Here is a 19617-nt window from a genome sequence, read left to right on the forward strand (position 1 = left end):
TCAAGCCGCATCGCGTGACCGCTCGAGACCCCAGCTTTCGCTGGGGTGACGAAGAATGTCCGCTGGGGTGACGGGATGTTGACTGGGTGACGGAGTTGAACGTCGCTCTATCGCGACAGCCTTGACGCCCTACTCAATTCGTCTATGAAATAGCACGGTTCGTCGACGGAGCACGCGCATGCAGCCCGATACCGCCTCTCAGAGATCGCCCGGATTGAAGCTCATCCTGGCGATCGTCATCGCCATGATGCTGACCGTTCCGCTCTTCGCGATCTACCTTCTGGTCTATGATCGCCAGCATCAGTCCGACACCGCGCGCAGCTCGATCGCGCAGGGCTGGGGCGGACCGCAGACGCTGATCGGGCCGCTGCTGGTCATTCCCTATCGGGCCGAGACCACGACCACCGAGACGGTCGACGGCAAGCAAGTGACCAAGACCGGTATCGAGACGCGCGAATTGGTGCTCTCGCCGGAAACCGCCGATGTCGTGACCAAGATCGCGCCCGAGGTTCGCAAGCGGTCGATCTATGAAGCGGTCGTCTATGGCGCGCACACCGCCGGGCGGGCGCGCTTCGCCTTGCCCGCCGACCTGCAGCGCTATGGCGTCGCCGCCGACAAACTCCAGCTCGATCGTGCCGAACTGCGCTTCGGCGTATCCGATCCGCGTGGTCTCTACGGCGCGCCGCCCAAGGTCACGATCGACGGCGTTGCGCGCTCGCTCCAGCCCGGCAAGGGGCCTGGCGAAACCAACGGCGCCGGCTTCTATACCTGGCTCGACGCCACTACGCTGACGACGAAGCCGATGATCGCCGATTTCGCCTTCGACCTGCGCGGCAACGCGTCGCTGGCCCTGGTTCCGCGCGCCGGCGACACGCGCTGGGCGATCACTTCGCCCTGGCCCAATCCCAGCTTCCAGGGCGGCTTCCTGCCGACCGATCGTCATGTCGCGGCTAATGGGTTCACCGCGACCTATCGCGTCGGCAATCTCGCGCTCGGACGGACATTGATCGATACCGGCGACACAGCGGCCGCGCCGGTCGTCCCGGCATCGCCCGGCTCCGCATCGGTCGAGCGCACGGCTGCCGCCGGCCCGCAAGCGATGACCGCGCAGGTCGACCTGGTCACGCCGGTTGACCTTTACGACCAGGTCAACCGCTCGGTGAAATACGGTTTCCTGTTCATCGGCTTCACCTTCATGGCGTTCCTGATGTTCGACGTGGTCGGTGGGGTGCGCGTCGCGACGGTCGAATATCTGCTGGTCGGCGCCGGCCTGATCCTGTTCTTCGTGATGCTGCTGGCGTTCGCGGAAGTGGTCGGCTTCACGCTCGCCTATCTGGTCGCGGCAGCCGCGATCGTCGGCTTGCTGACGGCCTATTCGGCGGCGGTGCTCAAGAGCCGCCGGCGCGCCGGGTTCATCCTCGGCCTGCTCGTGGCGCTCTACGCGGTGCTCTACATCCTGCTCAGCCTGGAGGCTTATTCACTGCTGATCGGATCGCTGCTCCTGTTCGCGGCCCTGGCGGCGGTGATGTTCCTCACCCGCAACATCGACTGGGGACGGGTCACGCCGCCAGTCCCGGTATAAGCCCAAACATATAAAAGCCCCTCCCTGTCCAGGGAGGGGCTTTTCCTGTTCTCCGCTCCGCGTCAGATCGTCATGCCACCGTCGATCGTCAGCGTCGTGCCGGTAATGTACGACGCATCCGGCCCCGCCAGGAAAGCGGCGACCCCGGCGACTTCCTCGGCCTCGCCGAAGCGGCCAAGCGGTACCTGGGAGATCAGCAGATCGTGGACCGGCCCCTCGCTGGGCGCGAGGTCGGTAGCGATCGGCCCCGGTTGGATGACGTTGACCAGGATCTTGCGGGCGGCGAGATCCCGCGCCCAGCCGCGCCCCAATCCGGCCACCGCCGCCTTGGTCGCGCCATAGGTCGCGATGCCCGGAAATGCCGCGGTGTCGCCCGCGATCGATCCGATCAGAATGATCCGTCCGCCGTCGGGGATATGCGGCAGCGCCGCGCGCGTTCCGACGTGCAGGCCGCGGACGTTCACCCCGAACTGGCGGGCGAACGACTCGTCGGTATCCTGATCGACCTCGAAGAACTCGGCGACGCCGGCATTGTGGACCAGGATATCGATCCCGCCCAACGCCTTGGCGGCCGCGTCGATCCCGGCGCGCTGCGAGGCATCGTCGGCTGCGTCGGCCTGGATCGCCACTGCCTTTCCACCTGCTTGCTCAATAGCCGCGACGGTCGCGTCGGCGGCGGCCTTGTTGCCGGCATAGGTGATCGCGACATCGGCGCCGTCAGCCGCCAGCCGCTTGGCGATCGCCGATCCGATCCCGCGCGATCCACCCGTGACCAGCGCCTTCTTGCCGCCGAGGACCTTGCTATGGGACATGTGTCTTCTCCGAATATCTGCCCGCGATCACGACGTCGTGCGCTGCCGGCGGACCGTGATCTGGGATGCTCGATTCAATAGTTCAATATTCCCGAACTATGAAAATTACGAACCTTTCCTATATTCGTCGCATGCCCCGCTTTACCCATCCCCGGCTGGAGGACGTGCCGCTCGATCTGGCGCTCCATGCGCTGGCCGATGCCAATCGTCTGACGATCGTCGCGCGACTGGCGGCCGCGACGGGGCTGAGTTGTGCGAACGCCGCGCCGTGCGACGCGCCGGTTCCCAAAAGCACGCTGTCCAACCATTTGAAGACGCTCCGCGCCGCGGGACTGATCGAAACCACGCAATCGGGCCGCGAGATGATCAACGTGCTGCGCCGCGCCGAGTTCGACCGGCGCTTTCCCGGCCTGCTCGATGCGATACTTGCCAGCAACGCGGTCTGACGGGGTTGCACTCCGCAGCCGAAAGGCATAGCCGCACCGCAGCACCGCGATAGGGACACGCAATGGCCGAGTTCAGCCTGCCGAAGAATAGCAAGATCCGCAAGAACGGCACGGTCCACAAGGCACCCGAAGGCGCCACCAATATCCGCCGCTTCAAGATCTATCGCTACGATCCCGACACCGGCGAGAATCCGCGCTACGACATTTTCGAGGTCGACCTCGATACCTGCGGCCCGATGGTGCTCGACGCCCTGATCAAGATGAAGTCCGAGCAGGATTCGTCGCTCACCTTCCGGCGCTCGTGCCGCGAAGGGATTTGCGGATCCTGTTCGATGAACATGGACGGCAAGAACGGCCTCGCCTGCACCACCGCGATCGAGGATTGCAAGTCGGAGGTGACGATCACCCCGCTGCCGCACATGGAAGTGATCAAGGACCTGGTTCCCGACTTCACTCATTTCTATGCCCAGTATGCGTCGATTAAGCCGTGGTTGCAGACCGTCACCCCGGCGCCGGCGGGCAAAGAGCGGCTGCAGAGCCCGCAGGACCGCGAGAAGCTCGACGGGCTTTACGAGTGCATCCTGTGCGCCTGCTGCTCGACCAGCTGCCCGAGCTATTGGTGGAATAGCGACAAGTTCCTCGGCCCGGCGATCCTGCTCCAGGCCTATCGCTGGCTCGCCGACAGCCGCGACGAGATGACTGGCGACCGGCTCGACCAGCTCGAGGATCCGTTCCGCCTCTATCGCTGCCACACGATCATGAATTGCGCGAACGCCTGCCCGAAGGGACTCAATCCCGCCAAGGCGATCGCCGAGATCAAGAAGATGGAAGCCGAGCGGATTGTCTGACGCCCCGGCCGGACCAGTTGTGACCGACGCGCCGAGCCCGCTCTTCCTCTACGACGACGATCCCGATCTGCCCGGCTGGAAGCGCTGGCAGTTTCGCGACTCGACCCGGTTCAATTCCTTCCTCGAGCCGCTCCAGGTCAAGCTGGAGGGCAGTATCGCGCGAGTCCGCATGATGCCGCGCCACGATCATTCCAACATGCGCGACAATGTCCATGGCGGCGCGCTTTTGGGCTTCATGGACGTGTCGCTATTCGCCGCCAGCCGGGCCTTCGGATGCCTGAGCGCCGGCGGCGCGGTGACGCTCGATTTGTCGGCGCAATTCATCGGCGGCGGCATGATCGGCGAGCCGCTCGAGGCGCATATCGAATTGCTGCGCGAAACCAGCCGCATGCTGTTCCTGCGCGGGCTGATCGTGCAGGAAGGCGCGCCGACGATCGCGAGCTTTACGGGGACGTTGCGCAAGTCGTCACCTCCGGGCGGCACCCAATGAGGCGCTCTTTCTCCCTCTCCTCATCGGGGAGAGGGCGTTGATGAAGGTCATCGACCAATATCAAGCCCTGATCGCGGCGGGCGAACTGCGCGCTGATCCAGACCAGGAAGCCGCCGCCCGGCGCCTCGACCGGCTGCAGCAGGAACTCGAAGCCCAGCCCAAACGCGGATCGGTGTTGTGGCGCGCGCTCGGCCGCAAGCCCGATTCCCCGCGCGGCATCTATATGTGGGGCGATGTCGGGCGCGGCAAATCGATGCTGATGGACCTGTTCTTCGGGTGCCTGGCAATCAACCGCAAACGTCGCGTCCATTTTGCCGAATTCATGCTCGAAGTGCACCAGCGCATTGCTGAGGAGCGCAGGAAGGAGGTCGGCGACCCGATCGCGCCCGTCGCCGCCGCGCTGGCCGATGAAGCGCGGCTGCTCGCGTTCGACGAGATGATGGTGACCAACTCGCCCGACGCGATGATCCTGTCACGATTGTTCACCGCGCTGATCGAAGCCGGTGTGACCGTCGTCACCACCTCCAACCGGCCGCCGAAGGACCTCTACAAGAACGGCCTCAACCGCGAGCATTTCCTGCCCTTTATCGACCTGATCGAGCAGCGGCTCGACGTGCTGCCGTTGAACGGCCCGGTCGATTATCGCCGCGACCGGCTCGGCCAGCAGGAAACCTGGCTGGTGCCCAATGGTCCCGAAGTGACCAAGGAATTGTCCGCCGCCTTCTTCCGCCTGACCGACTATCCGCCCGAAGATGCCGCGCATGTGCCGAGCGAGGATATCCCGGTCCAGGGAGGACGGACGCTGCATGTGCCCAAATCGCTCAAGGGCGTCGCCGTGTTCAGCTTCAAGCGATTGTGCGCGGAAGCGCGCGGCGCGGCGGATTATCTCGCGATTGCGCGACGCTATCATACCGTGATCCTGGTCGGCATTCCCAAACTCGGGCCCGACAACCGCAACGAGGCGGCGCGCTTCGTCTCGCTGATCGACGCCCTCTACGAGCACAAGGTCAAATTGCTCGCAGCCGCCGATGCCGAACCCGCCGACCTCTATCCCAAGGGCGACGGCCGCTTCGAGTTCGAGCGCACCGTCAGCCGGCTCGAGGAAATGCGCTCCGACGACTATCTGGCGCAAGGTCACGGGCTGGGTGACGCCGGCTTCCACGCCGCGTCAAAGTAGCGACCGCATTATCGCCGCATCGCCCGGTACAGACGGATGGTGCCAGTCGGCGTGTCGAACGCCCGTGTCTCGACAATGTCCGTGAAGCCCGCTTCGGCGATCAGGTCCGGCAGGATGCCGTCGGCTTGCGGACCCGTATCGGCGACCCCGTCGACCATCTGCACCGTCATCCGGAACAGCAGGCGCATCACGGCGCCGGCTTGTCGCCCGTAATCGGCGATGTGCAGCTCGCCGCCCGGCAGCAGCAGATCGTATGCCGCTGCCAGGGTCGCGCGTTTTTCGACCAGCGGCACCTGGTGCAGCACCAGGCTCGACAGGATCTTGGTCACGCCCCAGCCGCCGAACAGGCCGGCGACATCGCGCCCGAAACCGTCGAGCAGTTGCAGCGAAACCCCGGCAGCGGCAGCCTTGCGATGCGCGAGCCGCAAGATCGCCGGGTCGGGATCGACGCCCATCAGGCTCGCACCCGAATCCGCGGCCGCCAACCGGATCAGCATCGATCCCGTCCCGCACCCCAAGTCGACGATCACGTCGTCGCGTGCTGGCGCGACTTGTGCGACGAGCGCGTCTCGCCACGCCTTCTCGCGCGTCAGCGTAATGACCAGCCCGTCGTACAAGGGCGTCAGCCAGCGGCAGCCAGCAGCCGGCGTGAATCGGGCGGGCGCAGGCAGAGTATCCTCGGTCATCAACCTTCTCCTCGCGCCGGGGCCTAGCCGGGAAGCGGGGCGAGCGGCTTGAACGAAACGCCTGCTATCGCGCGGCGCGTATCCTGAACGAGGCCAGGCCACGCGCGGGCGACACACCGAACCAGCGCCGGAGCTGGCGCGTGAAATGCGCCTGATCGGCATAGCCTGCTGCTGCGGCCGCCTCGGCCAGGCCGGCACCGTCCATAAGGGCGCGGGCCGCGGTCTTGAGGCGCCCCCATTGCCGCAGCCGGATCGGCGGGGCGCCAAGCAATTCGACGCATAGCGCGCGGAAGCGGCTGGGAGACAAGTTCCATGCTTTGGCCCAATCGCGTGGCCCCTGCTCGGCGGGCGCGGTCTCAATCAGCGCGCGAAGCCGGGTCGCTCTGCTATCGTCAGCGGCATTGGGCCGATCCGTCAGCGCGATCAGTTCGGCCGCCCCGCTTATCATGCGCCGTCCGCCGAGCCGTCCGGCGAAAATGCGTGCCCAGGGCAATTGCGGTTCGACATAAATGGATCGAACGCGCCGTCCGACCGGACCTATCCAGTGTCGCGTATTGGGAGCGATCAGGATCGCGTCGGCAACCAGCCGGGTCTCGTCTCCGATCAGTTCGATCGGCCCGTCGAGACCGATAGAGAGCTGGAACGCAAGATGGCTGTGTGCCGCATTCTCGCCGATCCAGCCGTCCAGGTCGATATAGCCGTCGCCGACGAACAGCGTTCCCGCGCCGTGCGATGGAGCTTCACCGGTTCCGGGCGAGCGCTTGCCCGAGTTTTTGCCAACCCCGCCTTGCATCGACCATTCCGCCAAAAGGTGTGTGCGCAGCCTTATCAGCCTTGCCGTTCAAGACCATCCGAATACAAATGCCGCGGGGAGCGTATCCCGCCAGCGTCCAGGAGAAGCTGCATGATCGTCACCACTACCGAGAACGTCGCCGGCCATGAGGTCGTCAGGAATCTGGGCCAGGTGTTCGGCGTCGTCGTCCGCAGTCGAGGCCTGGGCGGTAACATCACTGCCAGCCTGCGCTCGATCGTCGGTGGCGAGATTCCCGAATATACCAAGCTGGTCGAGGATGCGCGGCGTCACGCGATCGACCGCATGATCCAGAACGCGACCGTGATGGGCGCCAATGCAGTCGTCATGATGCGCTTCGACTCGGGCGAGATCGCGCAAGCGATGAACGAGGTCGTCGCTTATGGCACGGCGGTGATCCTCGATCCGGCGCCCTGACATGTTGCGCAACATCGTCCTGGCACTCGGCCTTGCCTGGCTGGCGGTCGGGCTATGGGTCACCTTGGTCGACGCCGCCGGCTGGCCGATGCTGATTGTCCCGGCGATCCTCGTCGCCGGGATCGTGTTCGAACGCGTCAATTACCGCGGCAATGCCAGCACGCCGCTCGACGCCAATTGGCGACCGACCAACGAACGCTTTCTCGACGAGGCGACCGGGCGGCCGATCACTGTCTGGTTCAACGCATCAACCGGCGAGCGCCGTTATATCGATGATTGACGCACTATTGCACTTGCGAATGAATTGCAGTAATGCAAGTTAATTCCTCCCGTTTAGCGGTTGCTTCGGGACGGCCAAGCGCCTAAGCGCCGTCGCGTCCCGCGCGCCTTGGGGTGCGCCCACTCGCGCTTAGGAGTGCTCATGGCCCGCAAGAAGATCGCGCTGATCGGCGCCGGCAATATCGGCGGCACGCTCGCCCATCTCGCCGCACAGAAGGAATTGGGCGACATCGTCCTGTTCGACGTCGTCGAGGGCGTGCCCCAGGGCAAGGCGCTCGACCTCAGCCAGTGCGGCCCGATCGAGGGCTTCGACGCGAAGATCACCGGGTCGAACGATTACAAGGATATCGCAGGCGCGGACGTCATCATCGTCACCGCCGGCGTCGCCCGCAAGCCGGGCATGAGCCGCGACGATCTGCTCGGCATCAACCTCAAGGTGATGAAGGCGGTCGGCGAAGGCATCAAGAACAACGCTCCCGACGCGTTCGTCATCTGCATCACCAACCCGCTCGACGCGATGGTCTGGGCGCTGCGCGAATTCTCCGGCCTGCCGCACAATAAGGTGGTCGGCATGGCGGGCGTGCTCGACTCGGCGCGCTTCAGCCATTTCATCGCCGACGAGTTCGGCGTGTCGGCGCGCGACGTCACCACCTTCGTGCTCGGCGGCCACGGCGACACGATGGTCCCGGTGGTCCAGTACTCGACCGTCGCCGGCATCCCGGTTCCCGACCTGATCAAGATGGGCAAGTCGACCCAGGAGCGGATCGACGCGATCGTCAAGCGCACCCGCGGCGGCGGCGGCGAGATCGTTGCTTTGCTCGGCACCGGCTCGGCTTATTACGCGCCGGCCACCAGCGGCATCGCGATGGCCGAAGCCTATCTCGGCGACCAGAAGCGCTTGCTGCCGTGCGCCGCCTATGTCGAGGGCAAGTACGGGCTCGATGGCCTCTATGTCGGCGTGCCGGTGATCATCGGCGCCGGCGGTGTCGAGGAGATCGTCGAGATCGCGCTGGACGACGAAGCCAAAGCGAACCTCGGTGTCTCGGTCGACGCGGTCAAGGAATTGCTGGTGGCTTGCAAGGGCATCGACGGCTCGCTGGCGTGATACCGATGCGTTCCTCCTTGGGGCTGGCAGGCTGCGTTACAGCGGCGCTGATTCTCGCCACCGCGCCGGCCGCAGCGGCGGACGATCCGAACCTGCAACCGGCCCCGCAGGCGACGATCGTCGCTGCAGCAAAGGCTTGCCTGGGTACGACGACCGACCCCGCCAGCCAGGCGACTCGCTTCGCGGGCTGGACACCCGCGACGGCCGACCAGAGCAAGGGGCTTGATAACGGCCCCGACGGCACCGTCCTGCAGCGCGACAACGCCCTGGTGATCTACAAGACCGGGATCGATGGCGGCTGCGTCGTGATGGCCAAGGGCGACGCCTCGTTCAATCCGGCGACCTTCTATCCGCAAGTCAGTGCGGCGGTCGGCGCCACGGTGCAGGCCCCGATACCGGGCGGCCAACCGACGCCGATCGCGCTCCCGAACAGCGAATTGATTATCCCGGTCGTCACACCGAAGACCGATAGCACCGCCTCCACCATCATCCTCGTCATCGGCAACAGTGCCGCCAAAGACGCGAAGAAGGAAAACTGATGTCCATCCTCGTCGACAAGAACACCAAGGTCATTACCCAGGGAATGACCGGCGAAACCGGCAGCTTCCACACCAAGGCGGCGCTCGATTACGGCACGCAGATGGTCGGCGGCGTGACGCCGGGCAAAGGCGGCACCGAGCATCTCGGCCTGCCGGTCTATGACACCGTCGCCGAAGCGGTGAGCAAGACCGGTGCGACCGCGTCGGTGATCTACGTGCCGCCGCCCTTCGCCGCGGATTCGATCCTCGAGGCTATCGACGCCGAAGTGCCGCTGATCGTGACGATCACCGAAGGCATTCCGGTGCTCGACATGGTCAAGGTCAAGCGCGCTTTGTCCGGCTCCAAGTCGCGGCTGATCGGCCCCAACTGTCCCGGCGTGCTGACGCCCGGCGAGTGCAAGATCGGCATCATGCCGGGCAGCATCTTCAAGAAGGGCTCCGTGGGCGTTGTAAGCCGCTCGGGTACGCTTACCTATGAAGCCGTGTTTCAGACCTCGAATGCAGGGCTTGGCCAGACCACCGCGGTCGGCATCGGCGGCGATCCGGTCAACGGCACTAACTTCATCGACGTGCTCGAACTGTTCCTGGCCGATGACGAGACCAAGTCGATCATCATGATCGGCGAGATCGGCGGATCGGCCGAAGAAGAAGCGGCGCAGTTCCTGAAGGACGAAGCCAAGCGTGGCCGCAAGAAGCCGATGGCTGGCTTCATCGCCGGCCGCACGGCGCCTCCGGGCCGCCGCATGGGTCATGCCGGCGCGATCGTCTCGGGAGGCCAGGGCGGCGCCGAGGACAAGATCGCGGCGATGGAATCGGCCGGCATCAAGGTCTCGGCCAGCCCGAGCCTGCTCGGCGAGACGCTGCTCGAGGTGTTGAAGGGGTGAAGTTTCGATCCTTCTCCAGAGGGAGAAGGATACGAAGGCTTGGCAGCTTGCTGCCTAGCCGAAGTTGGATGAGGGGACCCGCTCTCGATAGGGTGATCCCCTCACCCAGCTCCGACTAAGGCCCTGACGGGCCTAAGTCTGCGCAACCCTCTCCCGACGGGAGAGGGAAGGAGTGTCAAATGGGATACGAAGGTCTGGATTTCAGCGAGATCGCGGCGGGTGTATCGCCTGCGTTCGTCGAGGCGCTGTACAGGAAGTTCAAGGAATCACCCGACTCGGTCGAGCCTTCGTGGCGCGGCTGGTTCGAAGGGCTGGAGAACGGCCCGTCGACCGCGAGCTGGGCGAACCCTGCTTGGCCGCCATCGTCGACCGACGACCTGACCGCCGCGCTCGACCCAACCCAGATGGAGCCCGCGCCGAAGCCCGCGCGCGGCGGTGCTCCTGCCGCTCCCGCGCCGGCCGCCAAGCCCGCCAGTGCGGACGACATCGTCAAGGCGGCGAGCGACTCGATCCGCGCGATGCTGCTGATCCGCACCTATCGCGTGCGCGGTCACCTCGCGGCGACGCTCGATCCGCTCGGCCTTATCCGGCAGGATCTGCCCGACGACCTCAAGACCGAATATTACGGCTTTTCCGAAAGCGACATCGACCGCCCGGTCTACCTGGGCGGGACGATGGGGCTGCAATGGGCGACGATCCGCGAGCTGGTCGACATCCTGCGCGCCAATTATTGCGGCAATGTCGGCCTCGAATATATGCACATCGCCGATGTCGAGGAACGCCGCTTCCTGCAGGAGCGGATGGAGGGCAAGGACAAGGCCATCCAGTTCACCGTCGACGGCAAGAAGGCGATCCTCAACAAGGTGATCGAAGCCGAGCAGTGGGAACGCTTTGCCGGCAAGAAGTTCGTCGGCACCAAGCGCTTCGGCCTCGATGGCGGCGAAGCGATGATCCCCGCGCTCGAAAGCGTGATCAAATATGGCGGCGCGATGGGCGTCAACGAGATCGTCTTCGGCATGGCGCATCGCGGCCGCCTCAACGTGCTGGCCAATGTCATGGCCAAGCCGTTGCGCGTGATCTTCCACGAATTCGGCGGCGGCTCGGCCAATCCCGAGGATGTCGGCGGATCGGGTGACGTGAAGTATCACCTCGGCACCTCGACCGACCGCGAGTTCGACGGGATCAAGGTCCATATGTCGCTGGTCGCCAACCCCTCGCACCTCGAGGCGGAGGACCCGGTCGTGCTCGGCAAGGTCCGCGCGATCCAGACCCTCGCCGGCGACCTCGAGGAGCACAGCCATTCGCTGCCGGTGCTGATCCATGGCGACGCGGCGTTCGCGGGCCAGGGCATCGTCTGGGAATGCTTCGGCTTCTCGGGGATTCGCGGCTACAATACCGGCGGCTGCATCCATTTCGTCATCAACAACCAGATCGGCTTCACCACCAGCCCGCAATTCGCGCGCTCGTCGCCTTATTGCTCGGATGTCGCCAAGGGCGTCCAGGCGCCGATCTTCCACGTCAACGGCGACGACCCCGAAGCGGTGACCTTCGCCTGCAAGATGGCGATCGAGTTCCGCCAGAAATTCCATCGCGACATCGTGATCGACATGTGGTGCTATCGCCGCTTCGGCCATAACGAAGGCGACGAGCCGAGCTTCACCCAGCCGCTGATGTACAAGGCGATCCGCCAGCATCCCGGCGTCAGCGAAGTCTATGGCAAGCGGCTGATCGCCGAGGGCGTGGTCGACCAGGCCTGGATCGACACGATCACGCATCAGTTCGATACCTTGCTCGAAGGCGAGTTCGAAGCGGGCGCATCGTACAAAGCGAACAAGGCCGACTGGTTCGCCGGCCGCTGGTCGGGGCTGCACGCGCCGGCCGATGCCGAGAGCGCGCGGCGCAACGTCGAGACAGGCATCGAGCGCAAATTGTTCGACAGTCTGGGCCGCACGCTGACCACGATCCCCGAGGATTTGACCGTCCACAAGGCGCTCAACCGCGTGATCGACGCCAAGCGCGAGATGTTCAAGTCGGGCGAGAATTTCGACTGGGCGACCGGTGAGGCGCTGGCATTCGGGTCGCTGCTGTCCGAAGGCTATGGCGTCCGCCTGTCGGGCCAGGATTCGGGCCGCGGCACTTTCTCGCAGCGCCATGCCGTCTGGGTCGACCAGAATGACGAGCACAAGTACGTGCCGCTTTGGAGCGTCGAGCACGGCAATTTCGAAGTGCTCGATTCGCCGCTCAGCGAATATGGCGTGCTCGGGTTCGAGTACGGCTATGCGCTCGCGGACCCCAAGACCCTGGTGATCTGGGAAGCGCAGTTCGGCGATTTCGCCAACGGCGCGCAGATCATGATCGACCAGTTCATCGCGTCGGGCGAAGCCAAGTGGCTGCGCGCCAACGGCCTGGTGATGATGCTGCCGCACGGTTACGAAGGCCAGGGGCCCGAGCACAGCTCGGCGCGCCCCGAACGCTTCCTCCAGCTCTGCGCCGGCGACAATATGCAAGTCGCCAATTGCACCACGCCGGCCAACATCTTCCATCTGTTGCGTCGCCAGATGCACCGGACGTTCCGCAAGCCTTTGGTGATCTTCACGCCCAAGTCGCTGCTGCGCCACAAGCGCGCGGTGTCGAAGGCCGAGGATTTCCTGGGCGACAGCCACTTCCGCCGGCTATTGTCGGATCCGGATGCGTCGGCCGACCAGGATACCAAGCGGCTGGTGCTGTGCTCGGGCAAGGTCGCCTATGACCTGTTCGAGGCACGCGACGCGGCGGGCGACAAGAACACCCAGATCGTTCGTGTCGAGCAACTCTATCCGTTCCCGGGCGACCCGCTCGCCGAGCGCGTCCGCCGGATGCCCAATCTCGAAGAGATCGTCTGGGCGCAGGAAGAGCCGCGCAACAACGGTTATTGGTTCTTCGTCGAACCGCTGATCGAGGAAGCGCTGACCGCTGCCAAGTGCAAGGTGAAGCGTGCGCGCTACGCCGGCCGCGCCGCTTCGGCATCGCCCGCGACGGGCCTCGCCAAGCGCCACCAGACGGAACAGGCCGCGCTCGTCGCCGACGCGCTGGGCCATAACGTACGCGAAGAAATCCGCCGCACGCGGAAGAGCTAATCCGCCCGTCACCCCAGCGAAAGCCGGGGTTTCGAGCGGCAGATACCAATCATGAGATCCCGGCTTCCGCTGGGATGACGAGGTGAAGATGGCAACCGAAGTCAATGTCCCCACGCTGGGCGAATCGATCGTCGAGGCAACTGTCGGCGAATGGCTGAAACAGCCGGGCGATCCGGTGAAGGCCGACGAACCCATCGTCAGCCTGGAAACCGACAAGGTCGCGGTCGAAGTGCCCTCGCCGGTCGCCGGCGTGATGGGCCAGCATGCGGTTGCGGTCGGCGACAATGTCGCGGTCGGCGCGTTGCTCGCCACGATCGAGGCAGGCGGTGCCGGCGCCGCCGCACCGGCCCCTGCCCCGGCGGCGCCCGCGCCGACGCTCGCCTCTTCCCCCGCCGCGACCGCCGGTCCGCAGGCGCCGGCATCGGGCGATACACCCGCCGCGCTCAGCCCCTCGGTGCGCCGTGCGGTGCTCGAAACCGGCGTCGATCCCGCGACGGTCAAGGGCACCGGCAAGGACGGCCGGCTGACCAAGGACGACGTGCTCGCTGCCGCCGCAACCCCCGCCGCACCCGCGCCAGCTGCCGAGCCGGTCCAGACCCCATCGGTCGCCGCCTCAACCGGCCGCAAGGAAGAGCGCGTCCGCATGACGCGCCTGCGCCAGACCGTCGCCAAGCGGCTCAAGGACGCGCAAAACACCGCGGCGATGCTGACGACGTTCAACGACGTCGACATGTCGGCGGTGATCGAAGCGCGGACCAAGTATAAGGATCTGTTCGAGAAGAAGCACGGCGTCCGGTTGGGCTTCATGGGCTTCTTCGTGAAGGCCGCGTGCATGGCGCTGAAGGACGTGCCCGCGGTCAACGGCCAGATCGATGGCGAGGAAATTGTCTATCACGATTATGCCGATATCTCGGTCGCCGTCTCGGCGCCGCAGGGCCTGGTCGTGCCGGTCATCCGCGACGCTGACCAGCTGTCGGTCGCCGGCATCGAGAAGACGATCGGCGATTTCGGCAAGCGCGCCAAGGACGGCACGCTCAAGATGGAGGAGATGAAGGGCGGTACCTTCACCATCTCTAACGGCGGCGTGTTCGGCTCGCTGATGTCGACCCCGATCATCAACCCGCCGCAATCGGCGGTGCTCGGTCTCCACCGCATCGAGGACCGCCCGGTGGTCCGCGACGGCCAGGTCGTGGTGCGCCCGATGATGTATCTCGCGCTCAGCTACGACCATCGCCTGATCGACGGTCGCGAGGCGGTGACCTTCCTGGTCGCGCTCAAGAACGCGATCGAGGACCCGACGCGGATTTTGATCGACCTGTAACTATATACGCTAGGAAACGAGATATCCGTCATGCCAGCGAAAGCTGGCATCTCACGCGGCGAAGGTTCGCCGGTGGCATGAGACCCCAGCTTTCGCTGGGGTGACGGCGGAGGAAAACATGGCTGACTATGATTTCGACGTCCTGGTGATCGGCTCCGGCCCCGGCGGCTATGTCGCGGCGATCCGCGCGGCGCAGCTCGGGCTCAAGACCGGGTGCGTGGAGAGCCGTGAGACGCTGGGCGGAACCTGCCTCAACGTCGGCTGCATCCCAAGCAAGGCGATGCTGCACGCGAGCGAATTTTACGACCACGCCGCCAACGGCATGATGGCCAAATTGGGCATCAAGGTCACGCCCGAGCTCGACCTCGACACGATGCACGGCCAGCGCAAGGATGCGGTCAAGCAGCTGACCGGCGGCATCGAATTCCTGTTCAAGAAGAACAAGGTCGAGTGGATCAAGGGCCATGCCGCGTTCACCGGCACCGATACCGTCCAGGTCGGCGACCGCAGCGTGCGCGCGAAGAACATCGTCATCGCCACCGGCTCGTCGGTCACCCCGCTCCCCGGCGTCGAGATCGATCAGAAAGTGGTGGTCGATTCGACCGGCGCGCTCGAACTGCCCAAGGTGCCGGAGCAGATGGTCGTGATCGGCGGCGGCGTGATCGGGCTCGAGCTCGGCAGCGTGTGGCGCCGGCTCGGCGCCAAGGTCACCGTGGTCGAATTCCTTGACCAGATCCTGCCCGGCTTCGACGGTGAGGTCCGCAAGGAATCGAACAAGATCCTCAAGAAACAGGGTCTCGAGTTCAAGCTGTCGACCAAGGTCACCGGCGTCACGGTGAAGGGCGACAAGGCCACTGTGACGATCGAGCCAGCCGCCGGCGGCGCGGCCGAGACGATCGAGGCGGATACCGTCCTGGTGTCGATCGGTCGCAAGCCGAACACCGATGGCCTGGCGCTCGACAAGGCTGGGCTCAGCACCAATCAGCGCGGCCAGATCGAGATCGACCACGACTTCCGCACCTCGGTCCCCGGCATTTGGGCGATCGGCGACGTCGTTCCCGGCCCAATGCTCGCGCACAAGGCCGAGGACGAAGGCATCGCGGTCGCGGAGAACATTGCCGGCCAGCACGGCATCGTGAACCACGATGTCATCCCGTCGGTGGTCTATACTTGGCCCGAAATCGCCGGTGTCGGCCTGACCGAGGAAGCGGCGAAGGAGCGCGGCGAAGTGAAGGTGGGCAAATTCCCGATGCTGGCCAACAGCCGCGCCAAGACCAATCACGAGCCCGACGGCTTCGTGAAGGTGATCGCCGATGCCAAGACCGATCGCGTGCTGGGAGTCTGGTGCATCGCCAGCGTCGCCGGCACGATGATCGCCCAGGCCGCGCAGGCAATGGAGTTCGGCGCGACCAGCGAGGACATCGCCTATACCTGCCACGCGCATCCGACGCACAGCGAGGCGATCAAGGAAGCGGCGATGGCGGTGACGGGCAAACCCATCCACATTTAGCCTGCGGCTAAATGTGGATCAAAGGGGTTTGCCCCGGCCGGCGGGCGGGCGCAGCCCGGCCCGTCCGACGGCGCGGCTTTGCCGCGCCGCCTAGCCCTTCGTCAGCTCAGCGATAGCGCCAGCCACCGTTCCACCGCTCGCGGTGCCACCAATAGCGGCGGCCATCCCAATAGCCGCGATTGGGATAATAATTGCCGATGACCAGTCGGACATTCGGGCCGCCCGCATAATAGCCCGGTCCACGATTGGGCACGCAGCGGTCATGCCAACCGCGATGGAAACCACGGCCGCATCTGTCGCGCGCCATGGCTGGGGTAGCGGCGACCAGCATCGTGCCGGCGGCAGCCAAAGCCAGAATCATCTTGTTACGCATGGTGACCTCTCACTTCTTCTTACACGCCCGGTTACGCGTCAAACGCCGCCGGACATGTCATCAACGCACGACCGCGGAATTCCCTCCGATCGCGCGGCAGGTGAAACGATTTTAGGTGCGGTCGGTTGCAGTTTGGACACGCACGTCGCGCCGGCTCCGGAGCGGGCGCGGGACCCTTCCGCCGCGAGAGCAACCGGGGTGATCATGCCGGTAAGGCTATTTGTCTCTGCCCTTGCCGCCGGGCCTGTTGCCGCCATCGCCCCGCGGCGATCCGACGTTGCGTGGCCCGGAAGCCAGGCCGCCTGGTCGCGCGGCCGGCGGCGCCGGAGCGACTCGCGCCGCCGCCGGTGGCGAAGGCGGAGAGGGTGGCGGTGAGGGCGGCGCCGAGACGGGTGCGCGCGGCGGTGTGAAGCTCGGCCGCGGCGCGATCGAAACGGGCGGCGGGAAGCGCCGAGGCTCGGGGCGCGGCGATACGGCCCGCACTTCGGGCGGGGGCGAGTCGGTCGCTCCCCCGCGGTCTATCTTCGCCATCGGCGGCTGTGGCGCGATGCGGACCGGCCGTTCGAAGCGCCCGCCGCCGCGCATCGCGCCAGGTGCTGGTGCCGGAGCGGGTGCGGGCGCAGCCGGCGGCGCAACTATAGTCGGCCGATCGCCATCGCGCTGAATCCGAGGCCAGCGCATCGGGCGGCCGCCACGGTCGCCGTCCGGCGCCGGGGAAACGGCGACCGGCGGCGGCGCGGAGGTCTCGGGAGCAGTGGGAGCGGTCGGCATGGGTGACCCCGGGACCGGCCGGTCGAAGCGCGGCGGATAGGGGCGGCGACCCGGTCCGGCATTGTCGCCGCGACCCGGCCAGCCGGGTTTCGCCCCCGGCGCACTCGGCGTCGGAGCAATGACTGGCGGCGGAGAGGTCACGGGAGCGGCGGGAGCGGTCGGCATGGGCGAACCCGGGACCGGCCGGCCAAAGCGCGGCGGGTACGGCCGGCGACCTGGCCCGGCACCGTCACCGCGACCCGGCCAGCCCGGTGTCGCTCCAGGCGTGCCTGGCGTCGGGGGTGCGACCGGCCGTGGGCGCCCGATCCAATGGCCTCTGCCAGGCCGATTGCCAGGGCCGATGTCCTTGCCCGGCTGCGCGCCGCCCGGCGTGGTGACCCATTTGCCGCCATCTTGCGGCCGGCCGCGATAGCCGCCACGCCGCCACCGGTCGAACCACTCGGCGCGCTCACGCCGCTTTTGGCCCTCGGCACCGAGCTTCTCGCGCCAGTCGCGATGATGCCACCGTCCCGGTCCGGCGCGATAGCGAACCCAGCCCGGCCGATTGCGCCAGGTGTCGAGCCGCAGCTCGATCGCGCCGAACCAGCCGATGCTGTCGGCCCAGTCGCCGGCATAGACCGGCTCGGGAGTCTGCATCGCCCGCTTCATGCCGAAACCGCGATCCGACAGCCAAGCCGCCCCGTCGGCGATGTCGTCGGACGGATCGATCAGGTCGCCGTTGTCGCCATAGACCGCGGCGAGCGTCCGCCCGTCAAAGCCATAGGCATAGGTCCGGTCGCCGACGAAGAAGGGATAATCGTCGCCGGGGGCGAAGATGTAATAGCGGTAATCGTCGCCGAGCGGCTCGGCGAGGATCGTCGAGCCATCGGCCATCACCCAGGCCCAGCAATCCACACCGTCGAACCTGAAGCCGTGATCGGGCGGCGAGGTGCCCATCGCGTCGAGCAGCGCATCGGCATCGTCGATATAGCGATAAGCGTCGTCGGATGCGGATGCGGCGACGGAAGGTCCATCCTGCGCGGCGGCCATGCCGGGTAGCGCCACACTCGCCAACAGCACGAAAATCGCCCCTGTCACCGAACCGATCCGCTTCCGCGTCATCATCTGCCCCACTCCTGCCGACACCGCCGAGGTCATCGCACAATGTCAATGAACTGACCCTGTCGCGCTCGTTCAGCCCGCGTTGTCTTGATCACGCCCCATATCTACGCCGCAGCCTGACGTGCGGCGGCATGGAGTCAATCGCTGCCGTCACCGCTCGCACCGCCGCCTTGCATCGCGGCGTAGCGCAGTTAGGGTCGCGGCAAGCGGCACCGCCGCAGCAGGAGAGCGCGATGGCGACTTTACGCCTGACACAAGCAGCCAAGGCGTTCGGGCCGGTCGAGGTCCTGAAGGGAATCGATCTGGACATCGCCGACGGCGAATTCGTCGTGTTCGTGGGACCTTCGGGCTGCGGCAAATCGACCTTGTTGCGCAGCATTGCCGGGCTGGAGGCGCTCAGCTCGGGGACGGTCGAGATTGACGGACGCATGGTCAACGCGGTGCCCCCGTCGGAGCGCGGCATCGCGATGGTGTTCCAATCCTACGCGCTCTATCCGCATATGAGCGTGCGCGAGAATATGGGCTTCGCGCTCAAGCTGGCCGGACGATCGAAGGCGGAAATTGCGGAGGCGGTCGATGCCGCTGCGGCAACGCTGGACATCGCGCATCTGCTCGACCGGCGGCCCAAGGAATTGTCGGGGGGCCAGCGCCAGCGCGTCGCGATCGGCCGTGCGATCGTCCGCCAGCCCAAGGTCTTCCTGTTCGACGAGCCTTTGTCCAACCTCGACGCCGCGCTGCGCGTGCGCATGCGCTACGAATTCGCCAGCCTGCACAGGGCGCTGGGAACGACCATGATCTATGTCACGCACGACCAGGTCGAGGCGATGACCCTGGCCGATCGCATCGTCGTGCTGAACGGCGGCGTGATCGAACAGGTCGGCACGCCTGACGATCTGTATGCGCGGCCCGACACAATGTTCGTCGCGGGGTTCATCGGATCGCCGACGATGAACCTGATTCCGGCAATCTATACCGGACCTGGTGCGAAGGGCGCGATGGTCAAATTGGCCGGCGGCCAGGTCATCGAAACCATGATAGCCATCGAATCGATCGCGAGCGGAACGATCCTGACGCTGGGCGTCCGGCCCGAGCATGTGGGAACCGACGGCGCGACGAACCGGCTGACAGGCACGGTTGGGATGGTCGAATCGCTTGGAGCGGTGCATCACGTCCATCTCGCGATCGAGGGGCTCGCCGAACCGCTGGTCGCCTCGCTGCCAACACGACCGGCGGGTGAGACGCTCAGCATCGCGCTGGCGCCAGAGACGCTGCACCTGTTCGACGAACACGGTCGTGCGCTGCCGCGGCCGATGCCGGCTGTCCCACGCGCTGCCGCTTAGCATCGATAC

The 19617-nt window shown here is 65.9% G+C and carries 19 protein-coding genes; 14 read left to right on the plus strand and 5 right to left on the minus strand.

Annotated elements, in window-relative coordinates; all coding sequences use genetic code 11:
- Positions 1 to 178: 178 nt before the first annotated feature.
- On the plus strand, positions 179 to 1582 hold the full coding sequence (gene creD / locus AC1DSD_RS12760; RefSeq protein ID WP_478030534.1) for a cell envelope integrity protein CreD: 1404 nt from the start codon (positions 179 to 181) through the stop codon (positions 1580 to 1582).
- Between the two features lie 62 nt (positions 1583 to 1644).
- Here creD and AC1DSD_RS12765 read toward each other — a convergent pair whose 3' ends face one another.
- The gene (locus tag AC1DSD_RS12765) at positions 1645 to 2394 is read right to left on the minus strand and encodes an SDR family NAD(P)-dependent oxidoreductase (RefSeq protein ID WP_478030535.1); all 750 of its coding nucleotides are present in this window, start codon (positions 2392 to 2394) and stop codon (positions 1645 to 1647) included.
- A gap of 131 nt (positions 2395 to 2525) precedes the next feature.
- Between AC1DSD_RS12765 and AC1DSD_RS12770 the strand changes: the two genes are divergently transcribed.
- From AC1DSD_RS12770 to zapE, 4 genes are all read left to right on the plus strand, one after another.
- A complete protein-coding gene (locus AC1DSD_RS12770; RefSeq protein WP_478030537.1) occupies positions 2526 to 2840 on the plus strand; it encodes an ArsR/SmtB family transcription factor in 315 nt (104 codons plus the stop codon).
- A 62-nt stretch (positions 2841 to 2902) separates the two neighbouring features.
- Complete coding sequence (locus AC1DSD_RS12775) at positions 2903 to 3688, plus strand: succinate dehydrogenase iron-sulfur subunit (RefSeq protein WP_066812540.1); 786 nt, start codon at positions 2903 to 2905, stop codon at positions 3686 to 3688.
- 19 nt (positions 3689 to 3707) lie between these two features.
- The gene (locus AC1DSD_RS12780) at positions 3708 to 4178 is read left to right on the plus strand and encodes a PaaI family thioesterase (protein ID WP_478030539.1); all 471 of its coding nucleotides are present in this window, start codon (positions 3708 to 3710) and stop codon (positions 4176 to 4178) included.
- Between the two features lie 40 nt (positions 4179 to 4218).
- Positions 4219 to 5355: a cell division protein ZapE gene (zapE, locus tag AC1DSD_RS12785; RefSeq protein ID WP_478030540.1), complete on the plus strand. Its 1137-nt coding sequence runs from the start codon at positions 4219 to 4221 to the stop codon at positions 5353 to 5355.
- Positions 5356 to 5363: 8 nt separating this feature from the next.
- Here the strand turns inward: zapE and AC1DSD_RS12790 are convergent, their stop codons facing one another.
- Together AC1DSD_RS12790 and AC1DSD_RS12795 are read right to left on the minus strand one after the other, a co-directional pair.
- Positions 5364 to 6041, minus strand: coding sequence for a class I SAM-dependent methyltransferase (locus tag AC1DSD_RS12790; RefSeq protein WP_478030542.1), 678 nt, complete (start codon positions 6039 to 6041; stop codon positions 5364 to 5366).
- 64 nt (positions 6042 to 6105) lie between these two features.
- On the minus strand, positions 6106 to 6834 hold the full coding sequence (locus tag AC1DSD_RS12795; RefSeq protein ID WP_478030544.1) for a helix-turn-helix domain-containing protein: 729 nt from the start codon (positions 6832 to 6834) through the stop codon (positions 6106 to 6108).
- A gap of 111 nt (positions 6835 to 6945) precedes the next feature.
- On the opposite strand from AC1DSD_RS12795, the gene AC1DSD_RS12800 reads away from it, so the two are divergent.
- From AC1DSD_RS12800 to lpdA, 8 genes are all read left to right on the plus strand, one after another.
- Positions 6946 to 7269 carry a YbjQ family protein gene (locus AC1DSD_RS12800; protein ID WP_478030546.1) on the plus strand — a complete coding sequence of 108 codons (324 nt, stop codon included), beginning with the start codon at positions 6946 to 6948 and terminating at the stop codon, positions 7267 to 7269.
- A gap of 1 nt (position 7270) precedes the next feature.
- Positions 7271 to 7549 carry a hypothetical protein gene (locus AC1DSD_RS12805; protein WP_478030548.1) on the plus strand — a complete coding sequence of 93 codons (279 nt, stop codon included), beginning with the start codon at positions 7271 to 7273 and terminating at the stop codon, positions 7547 to 7549.
- A gap of 141 nt (positions 7550 to 7690) precedes the next feature.
- Complete coding sequence (mdh, locus tag AC1DSD_RS12810; RefSeq protein WP_478030549.1) at positions 7691 to 8653, plus strand: malate dehydrogenase; 963 nt, start codon at positions 7691 to 7693, stop codon at positions 8651 to 8653.
- A 5-nt stretch (positions 8654 to 8658) separates the two neighbouring features.
- On the plus strand, positions 8659 to 9192 hold the full coding sequence (locus AC1DSD_RS12815) for a hypothetical protein (protein ID WP_478030551.1): 534 nt from the start codon (positions 8659 to 8661) through the stop codon (positions 9190 to 9192).
- Complete coding sequence (sucD, locus tag AC1DSD_RS12820; protein WP_066587047.1) at positions 9192 to 10076, plus strand: succinate--CoA ligase subunit alpha; 885 nt, start codon at positions 9192 to 9194, stop codon at positions 10074 to 10076. The genes AC1DSD_RS12815 and sucD overlap by 1 nt, the downstream gene beginning before the upstream one ends.
- A gap of 179 nt (positions 10077 to 10255) precedes the next feature.
- Positions 10256 to 13192 (plus strand): 2-oxoglutarate dehydrogenase E1 component, encoded by a 2937-nt coding sequence (locus AC1DSD_RS12825; protein WP_478030553.1) that lies wholly within the window; start codon positions 10256 to 10258, stop codon positions 13190 to 13192.
- A gap of 88 nt (positions 13193 to 13280) precedes the next feature.
- Positions 13281 to 14513, plus strand: a complete 1233-nt coding sequence (odhB, locus tag AC1DSD_RS12830; protein WP_478030555.1) for a 2-oxoglutarate dehydrogenase complex dihydrolipoyllysine-residue succinyltransferase — start codon at positions 13281 to 13283, stop codon at positions 14511 to 14513.
- A gap of 118 nt (positions 14514 to 14631) precedes the next feature.
- Entirely contained in the window at positions 14632 to 16023 is a 1392-nt protein-coding gene (gene lpdA, locus AC1DSD_RS12835) for a dihydrolipoyl dehydrogenase (protein WP_478030557.1), read from the plus strand.
- A gap of 106 nt (positions 16024 to 16129) precedes the next feature.
- Here lpdA and AC1DSD_RS12840 read toward each other — a convergent pair whose 3' ends face one another.
- Both AC1DSD_RS12840 and AC1DSD_RS12845 read right to left on the minus strand, forming a co-directional pair.
- A complete protein-coding gene (locus AC1DSD_RS12840; protein WP_478030558.1) occupies positions 16130 to 16396 on the minus strand; it encodes a GCG_CRPN prefix-to-repeats domain-containing protein in 267 nt (88 codons plus the stop codon).
- A gap of 216 nt (positions 16397 to 16612) precedes the next feature.
- Positions 16613 to 18271 (minus strand): hypothetical protein, encoded by a 1659-nt coding sequence (locus AC1DSD_RS12845; protein WP_478030560.1) that lies wholly within the window; start codon positions 18269 to 18271, stop codon positions 16613 to 16615.
- 230 nt (positions 18272 to 18501) lie between these two features.
- Between AC1DSD_RS12845 and AC1DSD_RS12850 the strand changes: the two genes are divergently transcribed.
- On the plus strand, positions 18502 to 19608 hold the full coding sequence (locus tag AC1DSD_RS12850; protein WP_478030561.1) for an ABC transporter ATP-binding protein: 1107 nt from the start codon (positions 18502 to 18504) through the stop codon (positions 19606 to 19608).
- The last annotated feature ends 9 nt before the right edge of the window (positions 19609 to 19617 follow it).

The sequence above is a fragment of the Sphingomonas sp. P4_D12 genome, from assembly GCF_056401895.1.

Bases quoted from the DNA above. Each gene is read 5' to 3' on its own strand.
- creD (WP_478030534.1), top strand. From the start codon at position 179: ATGCAGCCCGATACCGCCTCTCAGAGATCGCCCGGATTGAAGCTCATC.
- AC1DSD_RS12765 (WP_478030535.1), bottom strand. From the start codon at position 2,394: ATGTCCCATAGCAAGGTCCTCGGCGGCAAGAAGGCGCTGGTCACGGGT.
- AC1DSD_RS12770 (WP_478030537.1), top strand. From the start codon at position 2,526: ATGCCCCGCTTTACCCATCCCCGGCTGGAGGACGTGCCGCTCGATCTG.
- AC1DSD_RS12775 (WP_066812540.1), top strand. From the start codon at position 2,903: ATGGCCGAGTTCAGCCTGCCGAAGAATAGCAAGATCCGCAAGAACGGC.
- zapE (WP_478030540.1), top strand. From the start codon at position 4,219: ATGAAGGTCATCGACCAATATCAAGCCCTGATCGCGGCGGGCGAACTG.
- AC1DSD_RS12790 (WP_478030542.1), bottom strand. From the start codon at position 6,041: ATGACCGAGGATACTCTGCCTGCGCCCGCCCGATTCACGCCGGCTGCT.
- AC1DSD_RS12795 (WP_478030544.1), bottom strand. From the start codon at position 6,834: ATGCAAGGCGGGGTTGGCAAAAACTCGGGCAAGCGCTCGCCCGGAACC.
- AC1DSD_RS12800 (WP_478030546.1), top strand. From the start codon at position 6,946: ATGATCGTCACCACTACCGAGAACGTCGCCGGCCATGAGGTCGTCAGG.
- AC1DSD_RS12805 (WP_478030548.1), top strand. From the start codon at position 7,271: ATGTTGCGCAACATCGTCCTGGCACTCGGCCTTGCCTGGCTGGCGGTC.
- mdh (WP_478030549.1), top strand. From the start codon at position 7,691: ATGGCCCGCAAGAAGATCGCGCTGATCGGCGCCGGCAATATCGGCGGC.
- AC1DSD_RS12815 (WP_478030551.1), top strand. From the start codon at position 8,659: ATGCGTTCCTCCTTGGGGCTGGCAGGCTGCGTTACAGCGGCGCTGATT.
- sucD (WP_066587047.1), top strand. From the start codon at position 9,192: ATGTCCATCCTCGTCGACAAGAACACCAAGGTCATTACCCAGGGAATG.
- AC1DSD_RS12825 (WP_478030553.1), top strand. From the start codon at position 10,256: ATGGGATACGAAGGTCTGGATTTCAGCGAGATCGCGGCGGGTGTATCG.
- odhB (WP_478030555.1), top strand. From the start codon at position 13,281: ATGGCAACCGAAGTCAATGTCCCCACGCTGGGCGAATCGATCGTCGAG.
- lpdA (WP_478030557.1), top strand. From the start codon at position 14,632: ATGGCTGACTATGATTTCGACGTCCTGGTGATCGGCTCCGGCCCCGGC.
- AC1DSD_RS12840 (WP_478030558.1), bottom strand. From the start codon at position 16,396: ATGCGTAACAAGATGATTCTGGCTTTGGCTGCCGCCGGCACGATGCTG.
- AC1DSD_RS12845 (WP_478030560.1), bottom strand. From the start codon at position 18,271: ATGATGACGCGGAAGCGGATCGGTTCGGTGACAGGGGCGATTTTCGTG.
- AC1DSD_RS12850 (WP_478030561.1), top strand. From the start codon at position 18,502: ATGGCGACTTTACGCCTGACACAAGCAGCCAAGGCGTTCGGGCCGGTC.